9 protein-coding genes and 1 tRNA gene are annotated in these 24,219 nt (G+C 68.7%); 4 read left to right on the plus strand and 6 right to left on the minus strand.

Annotation, left to right across the window (positions count from 1 at the left end; genetic code table 11):
* Positions 1-4: 4 nt before the first annotated feature.
* Positions 5-7,366, minus strand: a complete 7,362-nt coding sequence (locus WMF17_RS11010) for a neuraminidase-like domain-containing protein (RefSeq protein WP_437649292.1) — start codon at positions 7,364-7,366, stop codon at positions 5-7.
* 560 nt (positions 7,367-7,926) lie between these two features.
* On the opposite strand from WMF17_RS11010, the gene WMF17_RS11015 reads away from it, so the two are divergent.
* Positions 7,927-9,471 carry an ISKra4 family transposase gene (locus WMF17_RS11015; RefSeq protein WP_437643636.1) on the plus strand — a complete coding sequence of 515 codons (1,545 nt, stop codon included), beginning with the start codon at positions 7,927-7,929 and terminating at the stop codon, positions 9,469-9,471.
* A 302-nt stretch (positions 9,472-9,773) separates the two neighbouring features.
* On the opposite strand, the gene WMF17_RS11020 is transcribed toward WMF17_RS11015, so the two are convergent.
* Positions 9,774-14,483, minus strand: a complete 4,710-nt coding sequence (locus WMF17_RS11020; protein ID WP_437649294.1) for a hypothetical protein — start codon at positions 14,481-14,483, stop codon at positions 9,774-9,776.
* 533 nt (positions 14,484-15,016) lie between these two features.
* Complete coding sequence (locus WMF17_RS11025) at positions 15,017-18,292, minus strand: DUF5131 family protein (protein ID WP_437649296.1); 3,276 nt, start codon at positions 18,290-18,292, stop codon at positions 15,017-15,019.
* A 552-nt stretch (positions 18,293-18,844) separates the two neighbouring features.
* On the opposite strand from WMF17_RS11025, the gene WMF17_RS11030 reads away from it, so the two are divergent.
* A tRNA-Arg gene (locus WMF17_RS11030) sits at positions 18,845-18,917 on the plus strand.
* Between the two features lie 601 nt (positions 18,918-19,518).
* Here the strand turns inward: WMF17_RS11030 and WMF17_RS11035 are convergent.
* From WMF17_RS11035 to WMF17_RS11045, 3 genes are all read right to left on the minus strand, one after another.
* Positions 19,519-19,710, minus strand: a complete 192-nt coding sequence (locus WMF17_RS11035; protein WP_437601919.1) for a hypothetical protein — start codon at positions 19,708-19,710, stop codon at positions 19,519-19,521.
* A 230-nt stretch (positions 19,711-19,940) separates the two neighbouring features.
* Positions 19,941-20,441 (minus strand): hypothetical protein, encoded by a 501-nt coding sequence (locus tag WMF17_RS11040; RefSeq protein WP_437649298.1) that lies wholly within the window; start codon positions 20,439-20,441, stop codon positions 19,941-19,943.
* Between the two features lie 86 nt (positions 20,442-20,527).
* Positions 20,528-21,580 carry a lipase family protein gene (locus tag WMF17_RS11045; RefSeq protein ID WP_437649299.1) on the minus strand — a complete coding sequence of 351 codons (1,053 nt, stop codon included), beginning with the start codon at positions 21,578-21,580 and terminating at the stop codon, positions 20,528-20,530.
* 488 nt (positions 21,581-22,068) lie between these two features.
* On the opposite strand from WMF17_RS11045, the gene sbnA reads away from it, so the two are divergent.
* Both sbnA and sbnB read left to right on the plus strand, forming a co-directional pair.
* A complete protein-coding gene (gene sbnA, locus WMF17_RS11050) occupies positions 22,069-23,070 on the plus strand; it encodes a 2,3-diaminopropionate biosynthesis protein SbnA (protein WP_437651320.1) in 1,002 nt (333 codons plus the stop codon).
* Positions 23,067-24,095, plus strand: a complete 1,029-nt coding sequence (sbnB, locus tag WMF17_RS11055; RefSeq protein WP_437649300.1) for a 2,3-diaminopropionate biosynthesis protein SbnB — start codon at positions 23,067-23,069, stop codon at positions 24,093-24,095. The genes sbnA and sbnB overlap by 4 nt, the downstream gene beginning before the upstream one ends.
* The last annotated feature ends 124 nt before the right edge of the window (positions 24,096-24,219 follow it).

Raw genomic sequence — 24,219 nt, forward strand, 5'->3', positions numbered from 1 at the left:
CCCCTCAGCCTGCCGTGTAGTGGACGATCAAGGCGATGTCGTCGATCTCAGCGGCGAGCTCCGTCGCAGCCTCGGTCGCCGAGAGCACCCACGTGCCAAGGGGTGCGTTGGAGCAGTCCTTCTCGTCGCGGAGCAGATCCTGGCGAACGGGCTGTTGCTGGTCGTTGAGGATGGGCGCTAGCTCGAAGTCGATGCGTTGAGCGGTGCCCGGAGGAGGCGTCAGCCCGAGAACGAAGGACAGGGCCTTTTGCGGCTTGAGCTTCACAACCGCCTCGACCCGGTGAATCTTCAGCTCCTTGCTCCGGAGCTGGAACGGAAACCGCTCCGGCCCCAGCGCAATGGGGAGCGTGCGATTGCCGGCCGGGTCGACGAAGCCCTGCCACGCCGAGGAGAACTCCTGCCGCAGGCTGATCAGGCGCGCGAGCGCCGTCTCCTCCGCGTTCTTGAGCCATTCATCGCGCGCGGCCCGCGCCGCATCACGGAGCGGCCCGCCGCCGTCGCGCGCCGTGTAGCGCAGGTGGATGACCACGTCGGAGAGGGTGTCGACATCGAACGCCTGCGTGTCCGCCGGCAACTCGATCTGCCAGTCGGAGATCGCCCCGGCGCCCTCGAAGGGCAAGTACCGCTCGTCCCGGAAGTTGAGCTCGAACATCCCGCTGTCGTTCTGGGCATGGCTGGTCGCGATCGCCTGGACCGGCGTGAACCCCCAGGCGACATCCTGCTCCGACTGCGCGGCATAATCGGCGGGGTTCGTGGTGGTACGCACCCTGCTCGACTTCAAGGTCAGTGTGCAATTGACCGAGGCGTAGGGCCCGGTGACGCAGGGCAGTGTCAGGCTGACGCTCTTGATGCGCCTCATGGTGTGTCCCGGGTAGTCCATGTCGAACAGCGCCTCGGGCAGCCTCACGACGCACTTTCCGGTCGCTTTGAGCGTCATGAGAGCGACCGGATCGTGGAGGAGTAGCGACACGTGTTTGGTCAGCTCCAGCTCGCGCCGATCGTGCTCCATGTAGGCCAGCTCCAGGCGCTTGAGGTCGAGGCTCAGACGCTCGCCGGCGAGCAGGCCGCCGCGCAGGTTGTCCCATTGGCCGAACTGGATATAGGACGAAGCGCTGACGCCGCGCTCGAAGCGGAAGGCCTTCTCCGCCCGTTTGGCCATGTCGTACGCGAGCTGGAATGCCTGGGTGTAGACGGCGGCGACCTGTCCGGCCATCCAGTGATAGAGTTGCTCGTTCGTGAACTTGTCGCGCAGGTACGCATGCGCCTCGCGGGCCTGCTCGATCTGGAGATCGTGGGCCGCGAGCTCCTTCTCGGCGATCGCGACGCGCAGCTCGGCGCCGGCGATCTGCTTGTCGAGCTGCACGAGCTCGCGGGCGGCGAGATCCTCCTGCAGCTTCCACTCGTCCCGGCGCCGCTCGTAGCTGCCGATCGTGGCGCTGACCGCCGCCGCCTCGCGCAGGAGCGTGACCGCGATGCTCGCCGCCTTGACGCCGGCCTCAGACGACGCGCCCAGCTTCTCGCCGTCGATCGTGGTGGTGAGGGTGACGGGGCTGGAGATGCCAGCGCCGCCCACGGTCACCGTGGGAACCATGTGCGCCGCGGCTGCTCCGGCCATCGACGCTTCGGTGACGGCCTGGGTCACCGCGGCCGCACCGCTCATCGTCAGATGACCCGCCTCCCACAAGTTGATGTACGACACGTCCCGGTAGAACTGGTGGCGCCGGCTGACCCCCTCGCGCGACGCGCGCAGCGCGGCCAGCCCCTCGCGCGCCTCGGCCACCTGGCGCTCCTTGACCTGGCGCAGGGTGTCGAGCAGCTGCACCTCGTGCCCGGCGCGCAGCGCCGCGAGCGCCTCGGCGTCGCGCTTCTCGCGCGCGGCGAGCAGCGACGCCCCGAGCGCCTTGACTTCGGCGCACAGCTCGCTGGCCTTCTGCAGCAACACCTGAAAGCGGTGGTGCGGCGCCGGCACCGCGACGTCGTTGATCACGGTCGTGAGATCCACGCCCGCCGCGGCCGCCTGCACGAGCAGCGCCGGGTCGATCGGCGGCTCGTAGAGCGGCAGCTGCCGCACGACGCCCTCGATGTTCATGCAGTGGCGGATCTTGAACAGGCGATCGGCGACGGTATCCCAGTAGCCGAGGAGCTTGTCGTTCGGCGGCACGCAGAAGTAGAGCGTCGTCGGAAGGATCAGCGCCTCTCGGTCGCCGCCCTCGTCGTCGTCACTTCCGGCGACATCGGCCGGGTCGACGAAGGCCTCGATCTCGACGAGCGCGTTCGAGAAGCTATCGAGCAGCGGCTCGAGCTCGCGATAGGTCTTGGGGGCAACGGTTGCGCGCGGCGGGATCGCGCGCGGGCGCGGGCCGAGGATGCCGGCCGCGAGCACATAGAGCTGGGTCGCCTCGTTGATCGACTCGATCGTGTCCCGGCGGAAGAGCTGATCGCCCCACCGGATCAGGTTGTCGATGTACTTCATCACGACCGTCTTCTGGTAGGCGACGATCCGCATTCGCGCGAGGAGGTGCGGGTTGAACGGCTCGCGCCGCCAGGCCGCGAGCTGGTTCCGGAGCTGCTGCGAGAGAGGGTCGCGCGGATCGAGCTCGCCGAGCAGTGTGAGGATGGAGTACAGGTGGGTGTTCTCGTAAAACTGGCGGAATTTCCAGAACCGCGCCGGCACCGGATCCGTCGATCCGGTGGTCGGGTCGAAGATGGCGTGGAACCAGCGCTGCGCCTCCGCGAAACGCTGGTTTTCGCTCAGGCGATCAGCGATGAGCAGCGGCGCGTGGAAGAACAGCTCCCAGTTGTACGCGGAGTAAGCGCCGCCCCAGGAAAAATCGATGTCCTCGATGGGGTAAGGGTCGACGACCGCGTCGCCCGGGCTGTACACCTCCTCGAAGACTGGGCGGCTCTCGAGCTGCAGCGGCGGCGTGCGCCGCGACCAGTTGAGCAGGCCGTCGAGCACGCCATGACGGCGCAGCTCGCTGATGAGCTCGCAGACATACGGGTGCTGGAACGTGGCGAAGCGCAGGTGGTGGCGCGGCATCGGCCGGAAGCTGTACATGGGCTCGGACGGCTCGTTCGCCCACTGCTCCACCTCGCGGCTCATGGCGAGGGTGACGCTCTTGAGGCCGGTCGACGCCGTCGCGCGCATGCCAGGGAAGGCGAGATCGACCTGCTGCAAGGGCGGCAGCGGCTCGGGCTCGGGGGTGACGAAGAAGCTGCGGGTGCTGTCCTCGTAGAAGAATGGATCGTTTGCGAGGAAGTCTTCCTCCGAGTGCGGCAGGACGAGCCGGAACGTGCCCGGGGTCCTGTAGAGCACCGTGAGCACTTCGCCGCCCTCGGCGAGCTCCTTGTCCGTCGCCGATTTAACCCTGCCGGCCGGCGCGTACATCCGGCCGTCGTTGGTGCGCGAGGCCAACTCGCGCAGGGCCATCCGGTCCTGCATCGCCCGGCCGGGCCGCCGGCGGTGGACCAGGCGGTATTCGGAGGTGTAGTCGCTCAGCTGCCAGCTCCCACTGCAGCCCGAGAGCACGAACTCGCCGCGCACGATGCTCGGGGACCAGGTGGGCGCGACGTCGAGAATCGCGCTCAATGAAAGGAGGCATTGCACCACGAGCTCCCTGGGCTGGTGATTCCCGCCCGAGCGGGAGAAGGCCCGGAAGTGGATCGAGGCGTCGAAATCTTGCGGCGACTTCGGTTTGACCAGGCGGAGCGGCGGTGTGTCCACGACGCGCCGTGCCGACCACTTCCCATCCTCGTACTCGCTGAATGCGAGCCTTACATGGATGTCGACGCTGGGGGGTTGACCGTTCTGGTTCGTACCCTGATTCTCCTGCGGGACCTCCTCGAGCATGGCCCAGAAGAGCAGCAGCCGGCGCTCGTGGACGACCGGGATCAGGTGCTCGCTCTGGATGTCGAGCTCGATCTTCTCCCACGGCGTCCAGGTCGCGCCGCGCACGAGGCGGCGGTAGAAATGGATGTGCGGCGCGCCGCGGGTGCGGGCGAAGACGTGCAGCAGCTCGGGGGCGGAGTCCATCGCCCTGAACACGCCTTCCCGCTCAGCCACCAAGCCCATCACCTCCAGCCGCGCGACCTGGTCGAGCTTCTCCAGGTAGCCCCGGAACGCGCGCTCGGCGCTGCGCTCGTCGAGATCGCTCTGCAACAGCTCGTTCTCGAGCGCCGTGAAGAACGGCGTCTTATCGTCGCGCAGCTCGGGCTCGATCCAGTTCTCCGGGTACAGGAACACCTTGCGATTGGCCTCCCACACCCGGTAGCTCTTGAGCCACGTCCACTCCCGGGCCGCCTCGTCGCCGAGGACGACATCGCGCTCCAGGCGCAGCAAGGCGCGCTGGACGAAGAGCTGCACCGAGCCGATCGCCTGCTTGATGCGCGAGGTGAGCTGGCACGGGCTCATCTCGACGTCGACGAGGAGCTCGGCGAAGAGCTCGTCCGAGCTCGCATACCCCCGCTTCCAGGCGAGCGTGTCCACGAGCGCCCCGCGCTGGCGCTCGCGCAGCACGTCCCGCAGCGGCCGGGCCAAGGCCGACCACGCCTCTTCGCTGTACTTGGCCTTGACCGCATTGCGAATGCTGACGGCCGTCGTCCGCACGCCGGCGGGCGTCTGATCGACGTCGGCCCAGGGCGTTACCTGTGCGGCGGACATGCCGAGGCGCTTGAGCAGGGCGGTGGCGTCGGCGAGCCGCACCAGCTGCTGATCGAGCCCGAGCGCTGCGAAGGCGGCCGTGAACCACCCGCCCGGCCCGGCGAGCGACGACAGGTCCTCGAGCGGCCAGCCTGTCCGCCCGGCGATCTGGGCGAGCAGATCGATCGGCTGCCCCTGCGCATCGACGCCGGTGGGGTGCAGGCGGAAGAGCTCCGCGAGCGCAGCCTTGCCAGCCGGCAGCGCGTCGCGCACCCGCAGCAGGGCCGTGAGCCGCATCCAGCCGTTGAACAGCGGCTGCTGCGGCGCGGCGGGCTCGACGGGCAGGGCGTTCAGGTCGAGCCACGCAGGGTCAATCACCCACGCCAGCTCGTCCGCGGTGAGCTTCAGCCGGCGGACCAGCGTGGCGATCTTCTCCAGGCGCACGAAGGTGCGGCGCCGGTGCGCCTCGGACGGGGTCGGGCCGCCATCGAGCCCTCCGAGGAAGTCGGCGATCGCCTTGTCGTCCGGATCGACCTCGGCGCGGAGCGTCTCGGTGAGCAGCCGCGCGATCGTCGGCGCGTCGAGGCCGAGCTCCGCGCCGAGCCGCTGGCGCACGAAGACCTCCGCCGAGAGCGCTTCGCCGGTGTCTGCGGGCGTGTTCGCGTCCTCGGGCGCATCCGCTGCGCTCCGGATCCGGGCGAGGCCGGCCGTGAGATCGGCGAGCACGGCGTCGACGCGGGCGTGCTCAGGAACCAGGCCGCTCGCAAGCGGTGCCACATGACGCAGCACGTAGTCGAGGGGAGCCACGCCGAAGCCCGTCGCGCGCACCGCGAGCGCCGCCTCGACGAACCGCCGCGTCACGTCCGGATCGGTCGTCGTGAGGACATCGCTCCCCGACATGGCGCAGAGCGCGAGGAGATCCCGCAAGGGCAGCTTGAGCGCCCGCGAAAGCGAGGTCGCCCGGAACAGCTTCGACAGGTTCGCGAGGTTCAACAGGCCGTCGCTCACGACTGGCGGAGCATGGATGGCCGCCTGGCTCACGGCGTTGTCCGTGAGGAGCGTGAGATCGGCCGCGCTGAGACGGAGCGCGGCGAGCACGGCAGGCGCGTGATCGGCGATCGATTCGTCCGTGTCCGCGAGCTCCGATCCGCTGCTGTTCAGGCGGAACGCCGGATCGATCGGGTTGACCACGGTCTTGTTCAGGAAAAGCCGCTCGTACAGCGAGCGATCCTCGGGCAGAGGACCGGAGCGTGTCTGGATCGGCCCCCAGAGAACAAGCATCTCGAGCACGGGCATGCGCAGCTCGGTTTGCAGAACGCCGGCGCCCGCCAGCCTGATCAGCGTCTCGTCGCTGGCGCCGCCGCCCAGCACCGAGAGCGCCTGGTCCAGCTCGGCAACGGACCAGCCGAGCGCGCGGCGCAGCCGGGTGAAGCGGCTCATCCGGTGCAGCCCTTCGGGCTCCAGGGCCGAGATGCGCAGCTCCGATGTCTTGCACGTCAGCGGGTCCGCCCCGTCGGCCGCGCCGATCTCGAGCAGCCCGTTCGGGTTGAGGAAGCGCGTGTGGAGCAGGGCCGTGAGCTCATCGTAGGTGACCCCGAGGCGATGCATCAGCACCGCGACGTTCCGCAGCACCACGACCCAGCTGCCGCGGATCGGGTCCTCGCTCGCGCCGGTGGGATCGGGGATGGCGTTCGCGCTTTCCGAGAGTCCCCAGTGCGTCCACGGTTCAAAGGGCCCTGGAGCTCCGGCAGGTGGCGCCCCGGCGAGGAGCCTTCGGTCCTCCTCGGAGAGGCGGAGCCGCTCGAGCGCGATGTGGACGCCGTACTCGGCGGGATCGACGCCGTCCTCCCGGCGGAACACCTCCATCAGGTGAGCGCGGGGCACGCCCAGATGATCGAGGTAGAGGCGCGCCTCCTCCTGTCCCAGGTTGAAGGGGAGCCGCCACGGGTAGCGCTGTGTGGCGAGGAGCTCGTACGCCTTGTCGTAGACGACCTGCTTCGACGGCGGGGGCGGCTGGGGCTGGGCGGCGAGCTCGGGAGCCGTACCCACCGTCGCGATGTGATCGGGGAAGCCGACCTTGGGCGAGAGCGAGCTGTTCGCGACGGCGTACTCCAGGATCTCGTTCACCAGGTCCACGTACGGAACGGTCGTGTTCGCGTTCTCGCACGTGAGCTCCAGGCTGGCGATGTCCAGACGCCGCTCGAGGAGCACGTCGCGGGCCGACTTGTGGGCGCTCGGGATCGTGGTGTCCTGCTGCTCGAAGAGGTTGTATCTCGTCTTCGATCCAGCGGCGGGCACGCTGGCGGCCTGGCGCTCGAGGAACTGCAACAGGTCCACGAGGTAGGCGGCCGGGCTGTAGACCGACCGGCAGTGTCCGCAGGCGCAGAAATCCAGCGAGCCGAAGAGCGTCGGCCAGTCGGGCAAGCCCGTCGCGGCCTCGCCCGTGAGCGGTTCAACCTGCGACAGCACGTACATCGTCGTAGCGTTAAACGAGGCATGCTGGCGCGCCGCGAGCGCGTGAGAGCCAGCGAGGACGCGATCTGCAGCCTGGTAGATCGCGGCCGCGCGATCCGACCCGATCTCGGTCGAGACGAGCCTGGAGAAGCGGGCGCGACCCATGCGGACGATGCTCTGCGCGGAGTCGAGCCCGTAGCTCATCAGCGTTTTGATCTCGGAGGCGGAGGATGTGAGCTTGTGCAGCCGCTCCATGCCCGCGAGCTGGGCCATCGTCACGGCAGGCTGCGCCGCGAAGGAGAGGGCGCTCGGGTCGCGGCTCAGGTGCTCCCGGAGCCGGCGATGCCCAAAATCGAACTGCGCCTCGTCGAGGAAACGGACTGCGTCGCCGAGCGCTGGAGCGGCTGTGCGGAGGCGGCCGGCGAGGGCGGCTCCGGGAAAGGCTTTGGGTGTAGATCCTTGGCGACGACAAAAGTCCGTGCGCTTTCATGGTGTTGCGCCGAAGGCGCGGTCCCTGGGACCGCGCCCCTATCACATCGACGCAGACGCCCGTCGACGTAGCCGGTGGACTTGGCCCCCCTGCGACGTTGATGCCGTGCACTTATCCGCCGGCCCAAGCGCGAAGCCGCAGCCCAGGTTCGGCCGCGAGAGGTGAAAGAATCCGGGCGCGGGCGAGGCCACATTCGACGGATTGACGATCGTATACTTCGCCACAGGTGATAATTCCGGGCGCGAAAATGCAACGCGTTGAAATTCCACGAATCTGACGTATCCATGGCCTCTGCAAGAGGCCGGTCCCGACAGGCAGGTTGGACCGGCAGGAGGACTTGGTCGTGAGCGCCGCGTACGCCGTTGCAGCAGGTCAGGACCCTTTCGAGAGCGCCCGGGAGCAGGCAGAAGCCATGGAGAAGCATCTTCGGTCATCCGAGTCGATGGAGAGCACGCATGCCGAGCTGGAGGGGTTCGTCGTCGACGAGGGGCGCGAGTACCAGCGGCGGCTCCTCCAGGCCCACCTCGAGCTTCGGGCCGAGCGCGAAAGGCCCGTGGAGGTCAAGGGCGCGGACGGCGTTCAGCGCAAGCATCGACGTCTCAGCAGCAGAGCGCTCATGTCGGTCGTCGGAGAGGTCGATGTGCCACGCGCGGCCTATCAGGCGCCGGGCGTCCCCGGTCTTCATCCGATGGATGCGGCGCTGAGCCTCCCGGACGAGCTCTACTCGCACAGCGTCCGTCGCTACGTCGCCGAGAGCGCCGCCCGCAGCTCGTTCGATGAGGTCGTTGAGGGATTGAGAAAATCGACCGGCGCCGCGGTGCCGAAGCGCCAGGTGGAGGAGCTCGCGGAGCGCGCCGCGCAGGACTTCGATGCGTTCTACTCCACCCGCGCCGTCGAAGTCGAGGACACTCAGGCGCTGCTGGTACTCAGCTTCGACGGCAAGGGGATCGCGATGCGGCGCGAAGACCTCCGACCTGCGACGCGGAAGGCTGCGGAAGCGGGGAAACACAAGCTCACGAAGCGCCTCGCCAAGGGCGAGAAGCGCAACCGGAAGCGAATGGCCGAGGTCGCCACCCTCTACACGATAGACCCCTGGGTCCGCACGCCTGACGACATCGTGAACGACTTGCGCCCTGTGCATGACGTCGCCGCGCAACGGCCGCGGCCGGTGAACAAACGGGTCTGGGCGAGCGTGGAGAAGTCATCGCGAGAGGTGATCTCGGCGGCGTTTGCTGAAGGCCTGCGTCGCGATCCGGAACGCCTTCGGCGGTGGGTGGTGCTGGTCGACGGCAACAAGGACCAGATCACCCTGGTCAAGCGCGCCGCGAAGAAGGCATGCGTCGAGATCACAATAGTCCTCGATATCATCCACGTGCTTGAATATCTCTGGAAGGCCGCGCACTGCTTCTTCGCCGACGGGACCAAGGAGGTCGAGCAGTGGGTGACGTGCCGGCTGCACGAGCTGCTCGCGGGGCGCACGGCCGGAGCCATTGCCAGCACCATCCGGCGCCATGCCAGCAGCCGCGTGGTGGACATGGGGACAGCGGTGACGCTCGATACCTGCATCGGCTACCTCGTGAAGCATCGGACGCTCTTGCACTACGATCGCGCGCTCGCAGCGGGGCTGCCCATCGCCACGGGGGTGATCGAGGGCGCATGCCGCCATCTCGTCAAGGATCGCATGGACCGCACCGGGGCTCGCTGGTCGCTCCAAGGCGCAGAGGCGGTGCTGCGCCTCCGCTCGCTGCGCTCGAGCGGCGACTTCGAAGCCTACTGGGCGTTCCACCTGCAGCAGGAGCATGACCGAACGCACCGTGCACGTTATGCAGGAGGCGATGTCCCCTCACCGCTGCCGCCGCCTCGACCCAAACTGCGCCGGGTGAAATGAGCAAAACGCCCTCGTTCCAGAAGAGCCGCACCCAAAGTCATCGGCCGGAAACTAGCCCTGTAGAGGCGCTCCAGGAAGAGCACGCAAGCCTCGCCGTCGGCGAGCTGCCCGCAACCCCTGCTCACCGCTTTCGGCGCGATAAAGCTGACTCGACCAGCGCCTGCCAACGCGGCCTGAGCGTCGTTCGTCGGCTACGCCATCGAGGTCGTGTACGAGGGTCATCAGGCGACCGAGGCGGCCGGAACGTTCCGCCCCGTTTACCGGCCGTCGCGAGGTCAGACGGATGTGCTACGCGCCCTCTGTTAGTCCTCCAGCGCTGGCGCCATACGTAGCTCGCTCAGCAACTGGCGGGCGCCGGCTGGGTCCGGCCACGCGTCCGCCTCGAGCAGCCGTTGACACGCCCCGGCCATGCGGCGCCGCAGCTCTCGGTGCATCCGCCGGTCGCGGAGCGCTCGCGCAACCAGGACCCGAGCTCTTCGCTTGAGCGCTGGCGCTCTGCTTCGTGCAGCCGCGACGAGCAGCGCCGGCATGGCGCGGCATGCATCCTCGAAGTCCCCGGCCTTCACGGACGTGGCCACGGCGTCCACGAGCGCCTCGACGAAGTGCCGGTCCGCACGTGCACCACTCTCCCCGAGTGAGGCTGAATTGAAGACGATAAGCGATAGCTGCTGGCTCTCCAGGGTATCGACGTGTTCCCCGAGCCATCGCAGCGCTGCCAGGAAGACCGCGCGAACATCTTCCTCCTTCTCGAGCAGGCTGTTGCCGACCAGCTCATTCAACACCGCGTAGGCGTGGTCGGCGTCCGCGTGGTGACCTACCCACTCGACCGCTTTCTGGACCACCCTTCTCGCGAGTCCGCGTTGCAGCTTCCTGTGTTGCAGAAGCGCCGTCAGGGTCCACCATGATTCTTCCCGGTGCGCGTGCTCGCCGAGCCATTGTTTTACGCTCGTGCCCGCCGCGTCGAGCGTTGTCCTTGCGACGTCTTTTCTGCTGTAGAGGAGCGCTATGACCGGACCCGCAATGTGCGTGCTGGCGTGGTCTCGCAGCCATTCTACCGCCTCGCGCGGCCCGCGCCCATCGATGCTGTGTGCGAGCTCTGGTCGCCCTTGAGCGGCGAACATCAGGCCTGCCAGCGCATATCCGGAGGATTCCGAGAGCTCGTGCGTATCGAGCCATTCGGCTGCTCTGGATACCAGCTGAACGACGGTCGATGTGTCTGCCTCGGGTCTGTCCAGTAGGGCGGAAATCAGCAGTGCGGCCGATTCCTCGTGTGGGTGAGCGGAGAGCCACGACAGACCTGTGGAGACCACGAAGCTCGCGGTGCGCGGGTTCAGGTCGCGACGCGCGGACAACCTCAGCAGCAGCTCGAAAGCACCTGGCTTGTCGCCGTGTGCTTCCAGCCAGGAGATGGCGGTCTGGATATCCTCTGGGATGGCCGGTTCTGCTGGCGGCGGAATGAGGTTCGTTATCAGCGACGATGCCAGCGGATGCCTTGAGTGCCATTGCAGCCATTTCCTCGCGGCTGCGGCGATCGAAACGCCAGGTTTGTTTGTTGAGCGAGATGTGGCGAGTAGAACGTTGATGATGTTGAATGCCTCAAACCGGAGGTTGTGCTGCTCGAGCCAGTTCATCGCCAGCGTCTCGGCGCGAGCCTGGCACTCCGGCGCCAGGTCCTCGCGCGCGAGGAGCGGCGCGATGACGGCGACAGCCCCCAACGTATCGCCGTGCTGTTCCAGCCAGAGCTGCGCTCCCTCGACGAGTCGCGCCATGAGGCCCGGATCGAGATCCGTGCGCACGAGCAGCAGGCGGTAGGCCTGGATTGCGGTGGGGTCCGACGCGTGGCCGTCGAGCCACCGCGTCATCAGCGCCGACGCGCGCCGAAGGAGCGGTGTCTCGATGCCGATGCGGTGGATGATGCTCCCCAGCACTGCGCCGTCCACATTTCGTACAGCGCTGGATTCCGCCTGCGCGATGGCGTTGACCGCGAGCCGGCGCGCGTCTGTGACGTCGACGTGTGGACAGGCGATGCTGGTTGCGAGCACCCACCAGTTCAGCTCGCCGCCGACGTTCTTCTCGAGCCAGTCCAACGCCAGCTCGGCCACCCTGGGTGCGACATCGTCGGGCAGCGTGCCGCGGTCCAGCAGAATACCGAGGAGGAGGCCGGAGAGTGACAGGTCCGGACCCTTCTGCAGGATACTGCAGGCTTCACGGTCGATCGCACCGGCGTGCTCCGCGTCGAGATCGCCGCGCCGGGGGACCAGGTAGAGGAGGATTGTTGCCTGTGGATACCTGTCGTGGGCCGCGGCCCAGCCGAGCGCGATCTTCGCCGCCTGGACGAACCTGTCCGGATCGAGCGCGCTCGTCGTGAGCAGCCCGTGCAGGATGAACGAGACGTGGAACGAACGTCTGCGCCGCTTGAACCATGCCCACGCGGCGTCGAGCACGGCGGGAAGCTGCTCCGGGATCGACTCTCCTCTCAGGAGAAGGCTGCCGAGCACGAGCCCGCTTTCCGCGGTGTCAGCGTGGATGTCGAGCCAGCGGAGCGCGGCATCGACGGCCAGGTGCCAGCGGGCGGATTCTTCGTCGCAGGCCAGCAAGAGCCCGTGGAGGACGTAGCCAGCGGTCCGCGCGTCGCGATGCCGCTCGAGCCACTCCCAGGAAGCGCCCTCGAGCCGCTGGCTCAGCGCAGAGCTGGTGTCCTCTCGCCGGAGCAGCATGCCGAGCGGGAGCCCAGTCTCTTCGACCTCCGGGTGCTCGACCCACCAGCGGAGCGTCTCCGGTCCAAGGCGCTCGATGAGCGCAGGCGGCACCTCCGTGCGCTCGAGGATCCCTCCAAGCACGAGCGCTGCGGAGGGTCTCTGCCGGTACCGCTCATACCAGGACCAGGCCAGCTCGAATAGCCGAGAGGCAATGGCGGACCCGAGGTCCGGCCGGTCGAGGAGCATGAGGAGGATGCTGGCGGCGTGCTCGTCCTCGTGATGCTGCTCGATCCATGCGATGGCGGCCTCCAGCGCGCGCGCGGCGTACGGCTCGGGCAGGTTCTTTCGAACGCAGAGGGCGTAGAGCGGTGGCCAGGCGTCGCTCGACGCCCCATGCTGGTCGAGCCACGGGGCGACGATCTGATCCCAGCACGCGATCGTCGTCTGCTTCCATGGCGATCCACGGAGCATGGCCCACAGCGCCGCGGAGGACTTTGGCGCCGGCGCGCCGGCGAGCATCCTACCCAGCGCAGGGGACGCCTTCCTGAGCCACGCCCGCGCGCACCGCTCCAGCGCCTTCACGAACGGGCCCCCCGCGGTGATGACGCGCCGGAGCGCGGTCGCGAACCGCGCGAGCACGGCAGGCGACCTCGCGCACGGCCGGAGCAACCGCCGAAGAGCATACATGCGCACGGCGTCGCTCGTGGTGCGCAGCGCCTGTTCGAGCAGTTGATCGGTGACCACGTCGTGCGCGACCGTCAGCTTGCCTTCCGCGTTCCGCAGCCAGCCGAGCTCGATGAGGTTCTGGACGATTCGCTCCGCCTGGTCCGCCGCCTTGGCCTTGTTCTCCTCGGCGATGACGCAGGTGATCACCGCGTGGACGTGCTTCGGGCGCGCTGGGCAGAACGCCAGCGCTGCTGCGGCGCCGAGGACGTGGGACGTCGCCTCCTCGTCCCAGCGCGAGGAACCGGTGTCGGCGACGAGCTCGTCCTCCGCGAGGCGGCGCTCGAGCCAGTGGCGGAGCTCGCCGGGCCGGACCGTGGTGTCCTGCGCACGGGTGAGCTTCCTCGTGGCCGCGAGCCGCTCGATCTCCTTGAGCACGAGCAGCGCGATCATCGGCTGATCGCCGGTGAGCTTGCGAACCTTCTCCTCCCCCAGCATGCGGACAGCCTGGGGGGCGATCTGCTGCTCCATGGTGCCTGCGAGGCGCTGCGCCTGCTCCGTCTCAAGGGCGAGACGCACAACGGCGAAAAAGTCGGGGTTCCTGCTGCGCCGCGCGTCGCGCGGAGTACGCGCAGAGGCGAGGATCGCCACCTTGAGCCCGCGCTGGCGCGCCGCGGGCAGGAGACGCTGTCGAATCGATACGACGTCGAGGGCGAGCTGATCGAAGTAGTCGCAGAGGACTAGGGTGTCCCGTCGCCCGTCCACGACCTCCTGGATCAGGTCCGAGGAACTCAGCGGCGGGTCGCCCGAGAGGACGTGGAGCACCCTCCACCCTTGGGCATCGGCGCGCTGGCCCACCTCGAGGAGCGTCCGGGTCTTGCCGACGCCGCCCGCGCCGACGATTAGCACGCCGCGATCCTCGCCGGCGCGCTCGAGAACGTGGGCCAGCAGGCGGTCAGGATGGGTCTGGCTCTCCCGGCCTGGAGCGATGAACGGCAAATCCACTAGGTAACGGCTCACGCCCCTGAGGGAGGCGAGCTGCTCCGCTTGCGAGCGCAACGACAGCCGGCCGAGGCCAAGCCAGCGATCGGCGAGGCGCGGGTTCCGGTCGAGGAACGGGCGCAGGTCGGCCCAGTCGGCAATGACCGGGTGCTCGATCGTGGTCCTGCCATCCCGGCGCAAGCGCTGGAAGAACTGCTCGACATCTTGCTGGAGCCGGTTGCGGGCTTCCTGGTTCGGCAGAACCGCGCTCGTGAGATAGAGGTACGTGCGCGCGGTCGCCCAGGGGCGGTACGGGCCGGGCCACCCCGCCGCGGACTGCTTCGCGAGCTTCTCCTCCACCTTCTTCCATGCCGCGCGCACGTTCTCCAAGGCGCGTCCACGGGCGTCGTCGTTGTCCTTGCACTCGACGATCACCGGCCCGGCCAGGTCTCGCGAAACGAAGGGCAGGCGCACGTCGTTCTCGAGGAGCACATCGATGCCGCCGTCCCGTCCCTCGGTGGGCATGACGCGGACGCCGGCCCCGAGCTCCTCGCGGAGCGCGTCCCCCACGAGCTGCTGGAACGCGTCCTCACGCCGAGCGAATACGGTCGCGCGCGGACCGGCCCAGGCGTCGTGACTGAAGTTGAACCGCTCGGGGAAGGGGAGCATCCGCGGGCGGCTTCGTGCAACGGGGAACGGGGAACGGGCTCGGCCTAGACGCCCGATGCGCCGGGACGGGTAAAAGCGGAGCATGATGTCGTCACGAGATCCGCTCGGCGGACGAGGCTCGCATGACGGCCATCCTACCGCAAGAGAGGGCGGCAGGTGTCCAGTCCCGAGTGGCAGGGCGCGACGACGCGGGGCTGCATCTGGAGCGGATCGAAGCCGTGGAGCACCGCGGTGCCGTGCGGACCGGCGTAGCGACAGTCATCCTAGAGCGGGAGGCCGTAGGCGAAAAGAAGGTGAGAGCGCCGGCGAGGTTGTCGCCGGCCCCGTAAGTTGCCGAGGACCCTCTCGGACGCGTGCGGCGCATCTACCAGCGCGCAGTGGCTGCGGTCGTACGCATCGAGCGGAGCGTTCTCGCGTGGTCGTCGACGCTACCGATGAGCACGTCGGGCGCCACCGCGACAGGCCAGAGCGCCGCGTCTTCGCGGGGCGCCGAAGAAGCTCGCCGCGAAGATGGCGCCCCTCCGCCGTGCTGATCATCCTCCAGCACGAGCTGGCGGCCGAGACGGCGCAGTCGCCATCTGCCAGCTCGAAAAGATCCACCAGCGGGCGCGCTCCTTGAGGACATCGGGCCAATCCTTCTTCTCGATCTCGGCGAGCACACCCTCGGGTGGCACCATCGCCCTGGAGTAACCCTGGCTGAATTGGCTGTACTCGTCCCACTGCTGGGGGGTGGGTTTCTTCGATACGGGCGACGTCGGGCTAGGTGCAGGAGCAACGGTAGTGCTTGGCAGAGCCGTGGTTCTCGCCTGGGTGATCACCTCCGGCGCTCGTCCTGCGCTATGGTTCGGCGAAGCAACGCCCCACGCGCGCAAGTGCTCGGCATGGGTGAACGTGCCGTCAAGCAGCGGCCGGCACTGCTGCGCCAGATTGTTGGCGCCACTCCAGATCCTATCGACGTCGCGTGGCACGGGCTGCCCGCGGTACATCTCGGCGAGCCTTTCGCAGCCCTCATCCATCACCACGAGGCAGTCCCTTACGATCCCGCGCATCTCTTCAAAGGCAGATTTGTTGAGCGGCGCGGTGATCGGCAGCTGGAGGGAACTGCTCGCGGTCGGCGCGTTCTGAGCTGGGCTCGGCGAATGCTTCAATTTCTCGCCTAAGGATGCGAACGCTGCGCGCGTGCCCTCCCTCACCTCTTCGACGAAGGCTGCCTCTGCGGCGCGAAAGAGCGCCGGGGATACGCCATGCTCCTCAAGGCAGTGGAAAAGCGTGTCCCGCCCCGCACCCAGGGCCTGGCCGTGCTCGGTGTACCGCTCGATCGCATCGCAGATCCCGGCGCTCGACGGATTGTCGGCACGCATCGTCGCGTGCTGGTTGCACGCGAGCTCGATCGCCGGCTCGATCTTGGACAGGTATCTGTTTGCGAGATCGAACACCTCGAAAACGCGCAGCACGTCCCCGTGCTCTCGGGCGAGCGCACTGTTCGGGGGCAAAATGGGTTGTAGCTCCTTCACGAAGTTCGGGAAGGTGACCGGCCGTCGAGGAGTGCCCCGGCGCTGCCTGTGATGCGGACGAGAGAGCCGCGCCATCGCCCTCGCCATGTCCGCGAGGGGCTCGACGAGCGCCTCGCCCTCGCGAAGCTCCTCGAGCCCCAGCCCGGGGATCTTCAGTGCATCGTCGGCGATCAGGATCTTCTGAAGCTCGATCACGGCCGCGACGGCGCCGGTGATGTCCGCACGCGGTCGATGCTGCTGCGGTACCGCGGCCCGGCGATGCGTCGCGAGGGCTGCGTCGAGAGCCTCCAGCAACGCGCTGGTACGGACGATCAGCTCCGGAGAGAGGCTGCCGGGCGGCGTGTTGCGCAGGGCGCGTTCGACGAGCGCGATCTGCTCCAGAGTGTCTTCGACGGCGACGTTCGATCGCGCGTGGTCGACGCCTTGCCGTGTCTGCTCCGGCCCTTCGTGCACGTCCTCGTCGACGCCTCGCCTCGCCTCGCGTAGCAGCGCGGAGGCACGAGCTCCTTGCCTCACCTGTGCGACGACTCGACGACGGGTCTGCTCGTCGAGCTGGAGAAGGCGGGCAACGTCGGCGCGCGAGACGCGCGCCCCACGCGCGAGCACCTCGTCCTTGATGTCCGCGCCGACGGCGTCGGCGAGCGCGTCGAGCTGCTTGGCGAAGCGACCGTCCCTGCGGATCGTCTTCTCGTCGACCTTGTACTGCGCCGCGAGCTGCTGCGCGGTCGTCGACTTCTGGGCACTCTGGCCAGAAGTCACGTCGCTGCGGGAACCCTGGTGCTTCATGCCGTTGTACAACTTCCCCCGCAGAAAGGCGTACGCCTCAGGCGTGAGGTTTCGCCGCCCGAGCTGGTGCTCCGCGACCCACCGGATCGCTGCATCGCGGTCCGCGAGCTTGATGAACTTGATCGTGTACGGCACCCCGTGGCGGCGGCAGATGTGGCAGCGGTTGTGCCCATCGAGCAGGATCTTCCTGCGCCCGTCATCCCAAACGGTGAGCGGCTCGCGGCAGCCCTCGGCCAGGATGCTGCGCTCGAGCTGCGCGAGCTCTTCAGGCGAGAGGCTCGGGATCAGCGCGGCGATCTCCTTGTCGACGACGAACTCGGCGCGCTGGCGGCGCTGCGCGCCGCGAGGAACCCGCTTCGCCATCCCGTGAGGACTTCGAGCTGCCTTCTTCACAGAGAGCTCCTTCTGCAGCCGAGGTTCAAGCGCTGCGAGGTGCACGTCGCCGTCAGAACCTCGGCCGCCGCGCCGTGTGTCATCCGATGCGCCATAGGGATGGCGCCCGCCCGCTTGCTGCTGGTGCTGCTGTTCCTCGTGGCGGCGCCGCCGGTGCCCGTGCTGCTCCTCAGCGGCAGACTCGTCGGGCACGTGTGGAGGCGGCAGCTCCGTCCCGACGGGCACGCGCCGCCGCGGCCGTTCTTGCGGGACCGCAGCGTCTGAGGGCGTGGCTGCGAGGCGACGTCTCTCCACCGCGATCGGCACGTCGTTCCAGGTCCGCCCGTCCAGCTCGCGGCCAGCGTTCTTCTTACCGACGCGCTCCATCACCACCTCCGCCTCGCCCTCGACGTCCGGCAACACGATGCGCCGGGCCTTCGGGTCGCTCGACGTTGCCGGTCGGATGTCGCCCCACTGCTTGAAGAAGAAGGAGACCCCCGCCGTCGCGCACTGATCGCGCAGGCTCCGCGCCCACACAGGACGCATCGGTCGCGCACCGTGCCCGCTCTCGCCGCCGACGATCACCCAGTCAATCTCGCCCATCCACGGGCTCAGGTCGATCGGGCCGAGGAGGGGCTCGCACGACAAGAAGCGGATCACCGCCGAGTGTTGGAGCAGCGCCGGGATCCTCTTCGCCGCCCAATCGGCGTTCTCCACGGTCGTGCCGAGCCAAACGTTCGAGGGCCAGTTGGATCCCCACGGGACCATGGCGCCCACGTTCTCCGGCCTCTTGGTGAGCAACAACCAGTCGAGCCACGGCGTCGCCTCGATAAGCTTCCACTGGCGGGCACGCCACGGATCGAGATCGGCGCGGTCCTCGAACACGTCCGCCATCGACGCGCAGAAGACGCGCCTGCGCTGCCCCTCGCGTGCCGCCTTCTCGTTCCAGGCGAGCGGCTCGTCCCAGTGCGCGTCGCCGAAGAAACGCCGCTCGGCGTGCTGGCCCCAGATTGGGAGCCGGAGCCGCTTCGACCACGTCTCGGCGTAACAATGGGCACAGGCCGGTGAGATCTTCGTGCAGCCCCACCAGGGGTTGAACGTGTGGTCGGTCCACTCGATCGCCGAGTCCTTGCTCATGACGCACGCCGGGCAGTCGAGGTCCATCCCTCGCTGCGCCGCCTCGATCCGCCGTGGAGAACCTGCTGCGATGGCGCTCCGGGCCGCGCCGGGGCACGAGGCGCCCCACCGAGCCGTCCCGCTTGGCCGCCATCAGGCGCCTGCGAGGGCCTCCGGCGAACGCGCGCCCGCGTGGGAGTGGATGAGTTCGCCCGGTGGGTTGCTCCCCAGCCCCCCGGCCCGAAGACGGACGTGCCCGGCCCTGCGGCGACAGGACGGTCAAGGAGCCTCACGCGACGACCCCCAGGGGCGCCGGAAGCCGCACAACCCGCAGGCTGGCCGCGCGATCCGGCGCGTGCCCTACCGGGCGTACCCCGCTCGGGGTTCGAACACGCGCAGCCTTCCAACGCCGAGTCCGTCAGTAGATATGGATTTGTGATCCGTCTCACGTATTCAGCGGATGTCGAGCTGCCAGCGCGTGCCAAATCTTTGCCAAATCTCGCGTCTACTCCCGTCCCCTGCTGTCTCGTCCTGTCCACCATTAATTCCTCGAAATAATTAGAAAATTGGCTCAATCCCGCAGCGGCGCGGATCGCCTCGAAGCGGTTTCCTAAACCGAAGGTCGCAAGTTCAATTCTTGCCGGGGGTGCTCGAAATCCCGAGGGATTTTGGCTCCGCACCAGATGGCCGAGCAGGCTGCGGGCAGGTGGCTCCGCGGCCTCGAGCGCCTTGTGCGTGTCGCGGACCGCAGCGAGCAGCGCCGACTCGCCGAGGTGCGCGAGGTGACGGTCAGCGCGGGTAGCACGAGCTTCGTGGACTGCCGGAAGGACCACGAACGGACGCGCCAGCCGGCCGCGAGCGAGGATGCGCGCGGGCGTTGTTGGGGAGATCCGTGCCTGCGCGGCTGGCGGGACCCGAGGCGCAGCTCGGGGACGGGGCTGGCCGCACCGGGACGGCGCTGCCGTGGTGTTGGAATATTTTAATTGAGCGGGTGTCGAGAGGCTCCGGTTTGAGTTTCAACTCTGGCCGGCGGTTCTCGAGAGGCTCCGGTTTGAGTTTCAACTCTGGCGGGTGGCTCTCGACAGGCTCCGGTTTGAGTTTCAACTCTGGCCGGCGGCTCTCGACAGGCTCCGGGTTGAGTTTCAACTCTGGCCGGCGGCTCTCGACAGGCTCCGGGTTGAGTTTCAACTCTGGCCGGCGGTAGCGCGCGACCTCACCAGCTGATCCAGCGCGCTGCCAGTCAGGCGTCAGCACTTCCGGCCCGAGGAGGCGAACAGCAGGTCGGTCACCACGCCCCGTGGTGGCCGGCTCGGCGTCTGGAGCCGAACCGTCGCCATGCGTCCCTGTGCCGTCTGCTCGACCACGGCGAGCACCTGATAGCCCCGCGCCTGCAACTCGCGTGAGAGCACCTCCGCGTCGTTGTCGTCGGTGACCACCACGGCGAGATCAACATCCCTCGTGAACCGCGGTTCCGCCCGTACGGATACTCAAGGCCTCCCACGAGGGCGAGTCGCCTGTTGAGCCCCTCCAGGTCCGCGACTACGCGGCCGAGGGCGTCCTGAAGCGCGCTCACGGGGCGCGTCGCGGCCAGGGGACAGGCCGCCCCTCTGCATCGCCAAACTCGGCGCCGGGACGCTCCAGGGCACGGGCGCCGCGTCGCCGCCTCTCGTCACCTCGCCATCCTCGCTGCCTCCTCGGCCACCGCCTTGCGGAGCGGCGCGGTGTCGGGCGCGAAGCGAATCCTCGCGCCCCCGGGGATCAGCTCCACCTTTGTTACTGGGCACGCCAGACAACAAAAAGCCCTACACGGACAGTCATGGCCGCCATCGCCGCCCTCGGGTCGAGCATGCAGACTTGCCATCTCCTGGGCCCGCCGGTGGATCTCCACCACGCGCTCGCTCAAGGCCGCTCCCGGGAGCAGCTCCGCGTCTCGGCGCAGGGTGAACTCGAGCGCAGCGCCGTCAGACGTCTCCACATAGGTCACCTGTGTGCCCGCGACACGCAGCGGAGATACCTCGTCGAGCCTTCGTTCTATTCTCGCGCGATCCACCTCCGCCCGCTCCGGCGTCGCGGGATCCGCCGTCCGGCCGCCTTGGCACCCGACGAGGACCACGGCGGCCAGGCAGCCGAGCCACGCGAGCGCCTGTCCCTGTGTGACCCGTCGATTCATGATCTCATCCTCCGTGACGCGCTGCCGCGTGGTGCCCGTTGCCCCTGGAGCTCAGGCGGAAGAGCCGCCCGGGGGAGGCGCTCTGCTCAAGCAAACTCGGAGCCGGCCGGGACCGTCTGCGAGGTGCGCAGGTAGTTCAGCGGCGAGTGATCGCCCCAGGAGTATCGCGTGGGCAACCACTGGAGGAGCGGCAGCCCCGACAGCTGCGTCTGAACCCACGCCAGAACACCGACTATCGTGCTGCCCAGAAACGTGCGCACCTGGCTCGCAGACGTGCTCCGGTACACCCAGCCCCCTTCATCCGACTCGAATTCCCTGCCGAAGTGCACGAACTTCCCCGTCGTGCGCGGCGGCAGGCACGGCACGATGTCCTTGCCATAGACGTGCCGAAAGAGCTTCTTTCCGAATTCTTCGTCGAATCGCGCGGCGAAGTCGCTGAAGCCGACCATCGGTTGCCCGTACGTGTAGATGCCGCGCACCTTTTGCCTGATAGCGTCCAGCTCGGGATCGATGTGGATGAGCGCCGCGGCGACGACGGCGAGCGCGCCGCCGAGGCTGTGACCGGTGATGTAGAGCGCGTCCAACCCGCTCCGCTCTTCCTGTGAGGACCGCGGGCCGACGCCGCGCAGCGCCTCCGGCCCCTCCCCGCCGGGGGCGCCAGGCTGGCCGGCCTCGCCGCAAGCGTGAGGCGCCCCGCGGCAGTCCTGCACCTTCGCTCTTTCTTGCATGGCAGCCTCGCAGATCGAGTCGCCGTTCAAGGCGGATTGCAGAAGCGACCGGATCGTCGGCCACAGGAGCAGGGCGGCGCGGTAAAAGCCGCCGTGGACGCGTCCCGCGCTGAGGAACGTGTCCGGTCTGGCGCTCACGTCCGTCAACCAGTTGACGGTATTCTGCAGCCCGGTCCCGCGGAACGTGAGGATCGCGATTTTCCTGCTGGCGCTCTGGACCAGGTACGCCGTCGTATCCACGAAGAGCGCAGGGTTGGTGTTGGTGAGGCCGACGGTCTCGTTGTACGTCGCGATCCCGCGGCGGTGCATCAGCCTGGCGAAGGTGTCGATGTCGGAGTACGACCACGACGACGCGATACCGAGGAAATTGGCGATGTTGCGGTCGTGTATTCCCTCCCGCACATTCAGCATATATTCGGAGACGGCGCCTTCGGCGGAGGACGAGGCGCCCTCGAGGCGCTGGGATCTCTGGGAGAACTCAGCCTCGTGCGCGCTCCGCTGTGGCCTCGCAATACGGACACCCTGGATGATCATGCTCCACCTCGGCTCTCACGGTTCACTTAGCACCCGCGATGCCGCGGCTGTCGTGCAGCAGCGGAGCAGCGGCTGTGCCGGGCGCTCCAGCCGGGCGTGGTTCGCCAGGGGGGCCCGGTCGCTTCGCGCCTGACGGCCGCTCGTCCACGTGGCCGCGCCGCGGCTGCCGACGCTCGCCGCGCTGCGCGTCCGCCGCCCGCAGCCGCTGGCCGCCCCGTGGACAGGGCCCCGGAGCAGGACCTGCGCGCGGTGACGCGGTGACGAAGGCGGCGGCCGCGCTCTCCGACCTGGAGCTCGGCGAGATCCTTGACACCCACCGCCCGGCGACGCACCGTCCGTGGCTCGCGGAGATCGGAGCGAAGCTCGTGCTCACACGGCCAGGATCACAGCGAGTCGCATCGGGAGACGGTATCCTCGGCGCCATCGGCGATACGCCGCTCGTGCAGCTCAAGCGGCTGTTCCCCGGCGCGTCGCGCGAGATCTTCGCCAAGCTGGAGTACGTCAATCCCTCCGGCAGCATGAAGGACCGCTCCGCCCTCCGGATGCTGCAGGACGCCCTCGACGCGCGCCTGATCGATGAACACTCGGTGATCGTCGAGTCGAGCAGCGGCAACATGGGTATCGCGCTGGCGCAGGCGTGCGCGTATTTCGGGCTGCGCTTCATCTGCGTGGTCGACCCGAAGGTGACCAGGCACAACCTCGCCATCCTGCGCGCCTACGGCGCCGAGGTCGAGATGGTGGAGGAGCCGGATCCCGAGACAGGCGAGCTCTTGCCGGCCCGCAAGCGCCGCGTCGCCGAGCTGTCGCGCCGCGTCCCGGGCGCCCACTGGCTGAACCAGTATGCGAATCCGGGAAATGTGATGTCGCACTGCGACGGCACGATGCGCGAGATCGCCGAGGCGCTGGGCGGCGAGGTCGACTTCGTCCTCTGCCCGACGAGCACCTGCGGCACCATCGCCGGCTGCCGCCGCTACATCGTCGAGCACGAGCTCAAGACAAGGCTCGTGGCCGTCGACGCCGTGGGGAGCGCGCTCTTCGGGGCGCGACGAGCGCCGCGCCGCCTGCCGGGGCTCGGCAGCTCCGAGCGTGGGTCCCTGTTCGACCCGGCCTGGGCCGACGTGGTGGTCCACGTCAGCGACGCCGAGTGCGTCGCGGGGTGCCGCCGGCTGCTGGCCCGCGAGGCGATCCTGGCCGGCGGCTCGTCGGGCGGCGGGGTCGCGGCGCTGGCAAAGCTGCGCGAGCGGATCCCGCCGGAAGCGCGCTGCGTGCTCATCCTCCCCGACCGGGGCGACCGGTACCTCGATACGATCTACGCCGACGACTGGGTCCGGCGCGAGCTCGGATCCGTACCGGACCTCGCCTCATGACCGCTCCGCACCCTCCGCGCTCCGGCGACCTTCGCCTGCTCTCGGCCGCCGACGTCGGCGGCCTCCTGGCCGACAGCGAGCCGCAGGTGCTCGAGGCCGTGAAGCGCGCGTACCTGGCCCACTCGGCCGGCGAGACCACCGTCCCCCACTCGCTCTTTCTGCCGCTGCCCGGCGATCCGCGCAATCGCATCATCGCGCTGCCGGCGTTCGTCGGGGGCGGGGTCGAGGCCGCCGGCCTCAAATGGATCGCGTCGGTCCCGGCCAACCTCGAGGCGGGGCGGCCGCGCGCGTCCGCGGTGCTCCTGCTCAACGAGGTGGCGACCGGGCGCCTGCGGGCGGTGATCGAGTCGTCGACGATCAGCGCGTGGCGGACCGCGGCGAGCGCGGCGCTGGCCGCCGCGCACCTCGTACCCGCCGGCCGCGCGGCGCAGGTCGGTCTGGTGGGCTGCGGGCCCATCAACGCGGCGATCCTGCGCTTCCTCCGCAAGGCGCTGCCGATCGGCGGAGAGCTCCTCGTGCACGACCTCGACGCGGCGCGGGCGAGGGGCTTCGCGGCGAGCTTCCCGGCGGAGACCGAGGCGCTCGCCGTGCGCGCGGTCGACGGCATGAGGGAGGTGCTGGCCGGCAGCTCGCTCGTGTCGTTCGCGACCACCGCCGCGGCGCCGCACGTCGCCGATCTGTCGCCGTGCGCCCCCGGGACCACGATCCTCCACGTGTCGCTGCGCGACCTCGCGCCGGAGATCCTTCGCGACGCCGACAACGTGGTCGACGACATCGACCACGTGTGCCGCGCCAGCACGTCGCTGCACCTGTGCGAAGCGCTCGTCGGCCATCGCGGCTTCATCCGGTGCACGCTCGGGGACGTCCTGCGCGGCGCGCAGCCCGGCCGCCGATCCCCCGGCGGCGTGTCGATCTTCAGCCCGTTCGGGCTGGGGGCGCTCGACGTCGCGGTGGGGGCCCTCGTCCTCGAGCGCGCGGAGCGCGAGCGTCGCGGGCTGGTGGTAGAAGGGTTCCTCGGCGGATAGGATCCGGCCGCCGTCCGACGGCGGCGACGCGAGGAAGACGGATGACGCGCATGCAACTGGATGACCCGGCGCCGGTCCGCCGGAGGACCTCCACCGCGCAGGGCAGCTCCGCCGCGCGCCCGAG

Source organism: Sorangium sp. So ce362 (assembly GCF_051519845.1).
GTDB lineage: Bacteria > Myxococcota_A > Polyangia > Polyangiales > Polyangiaceae > Sorangium.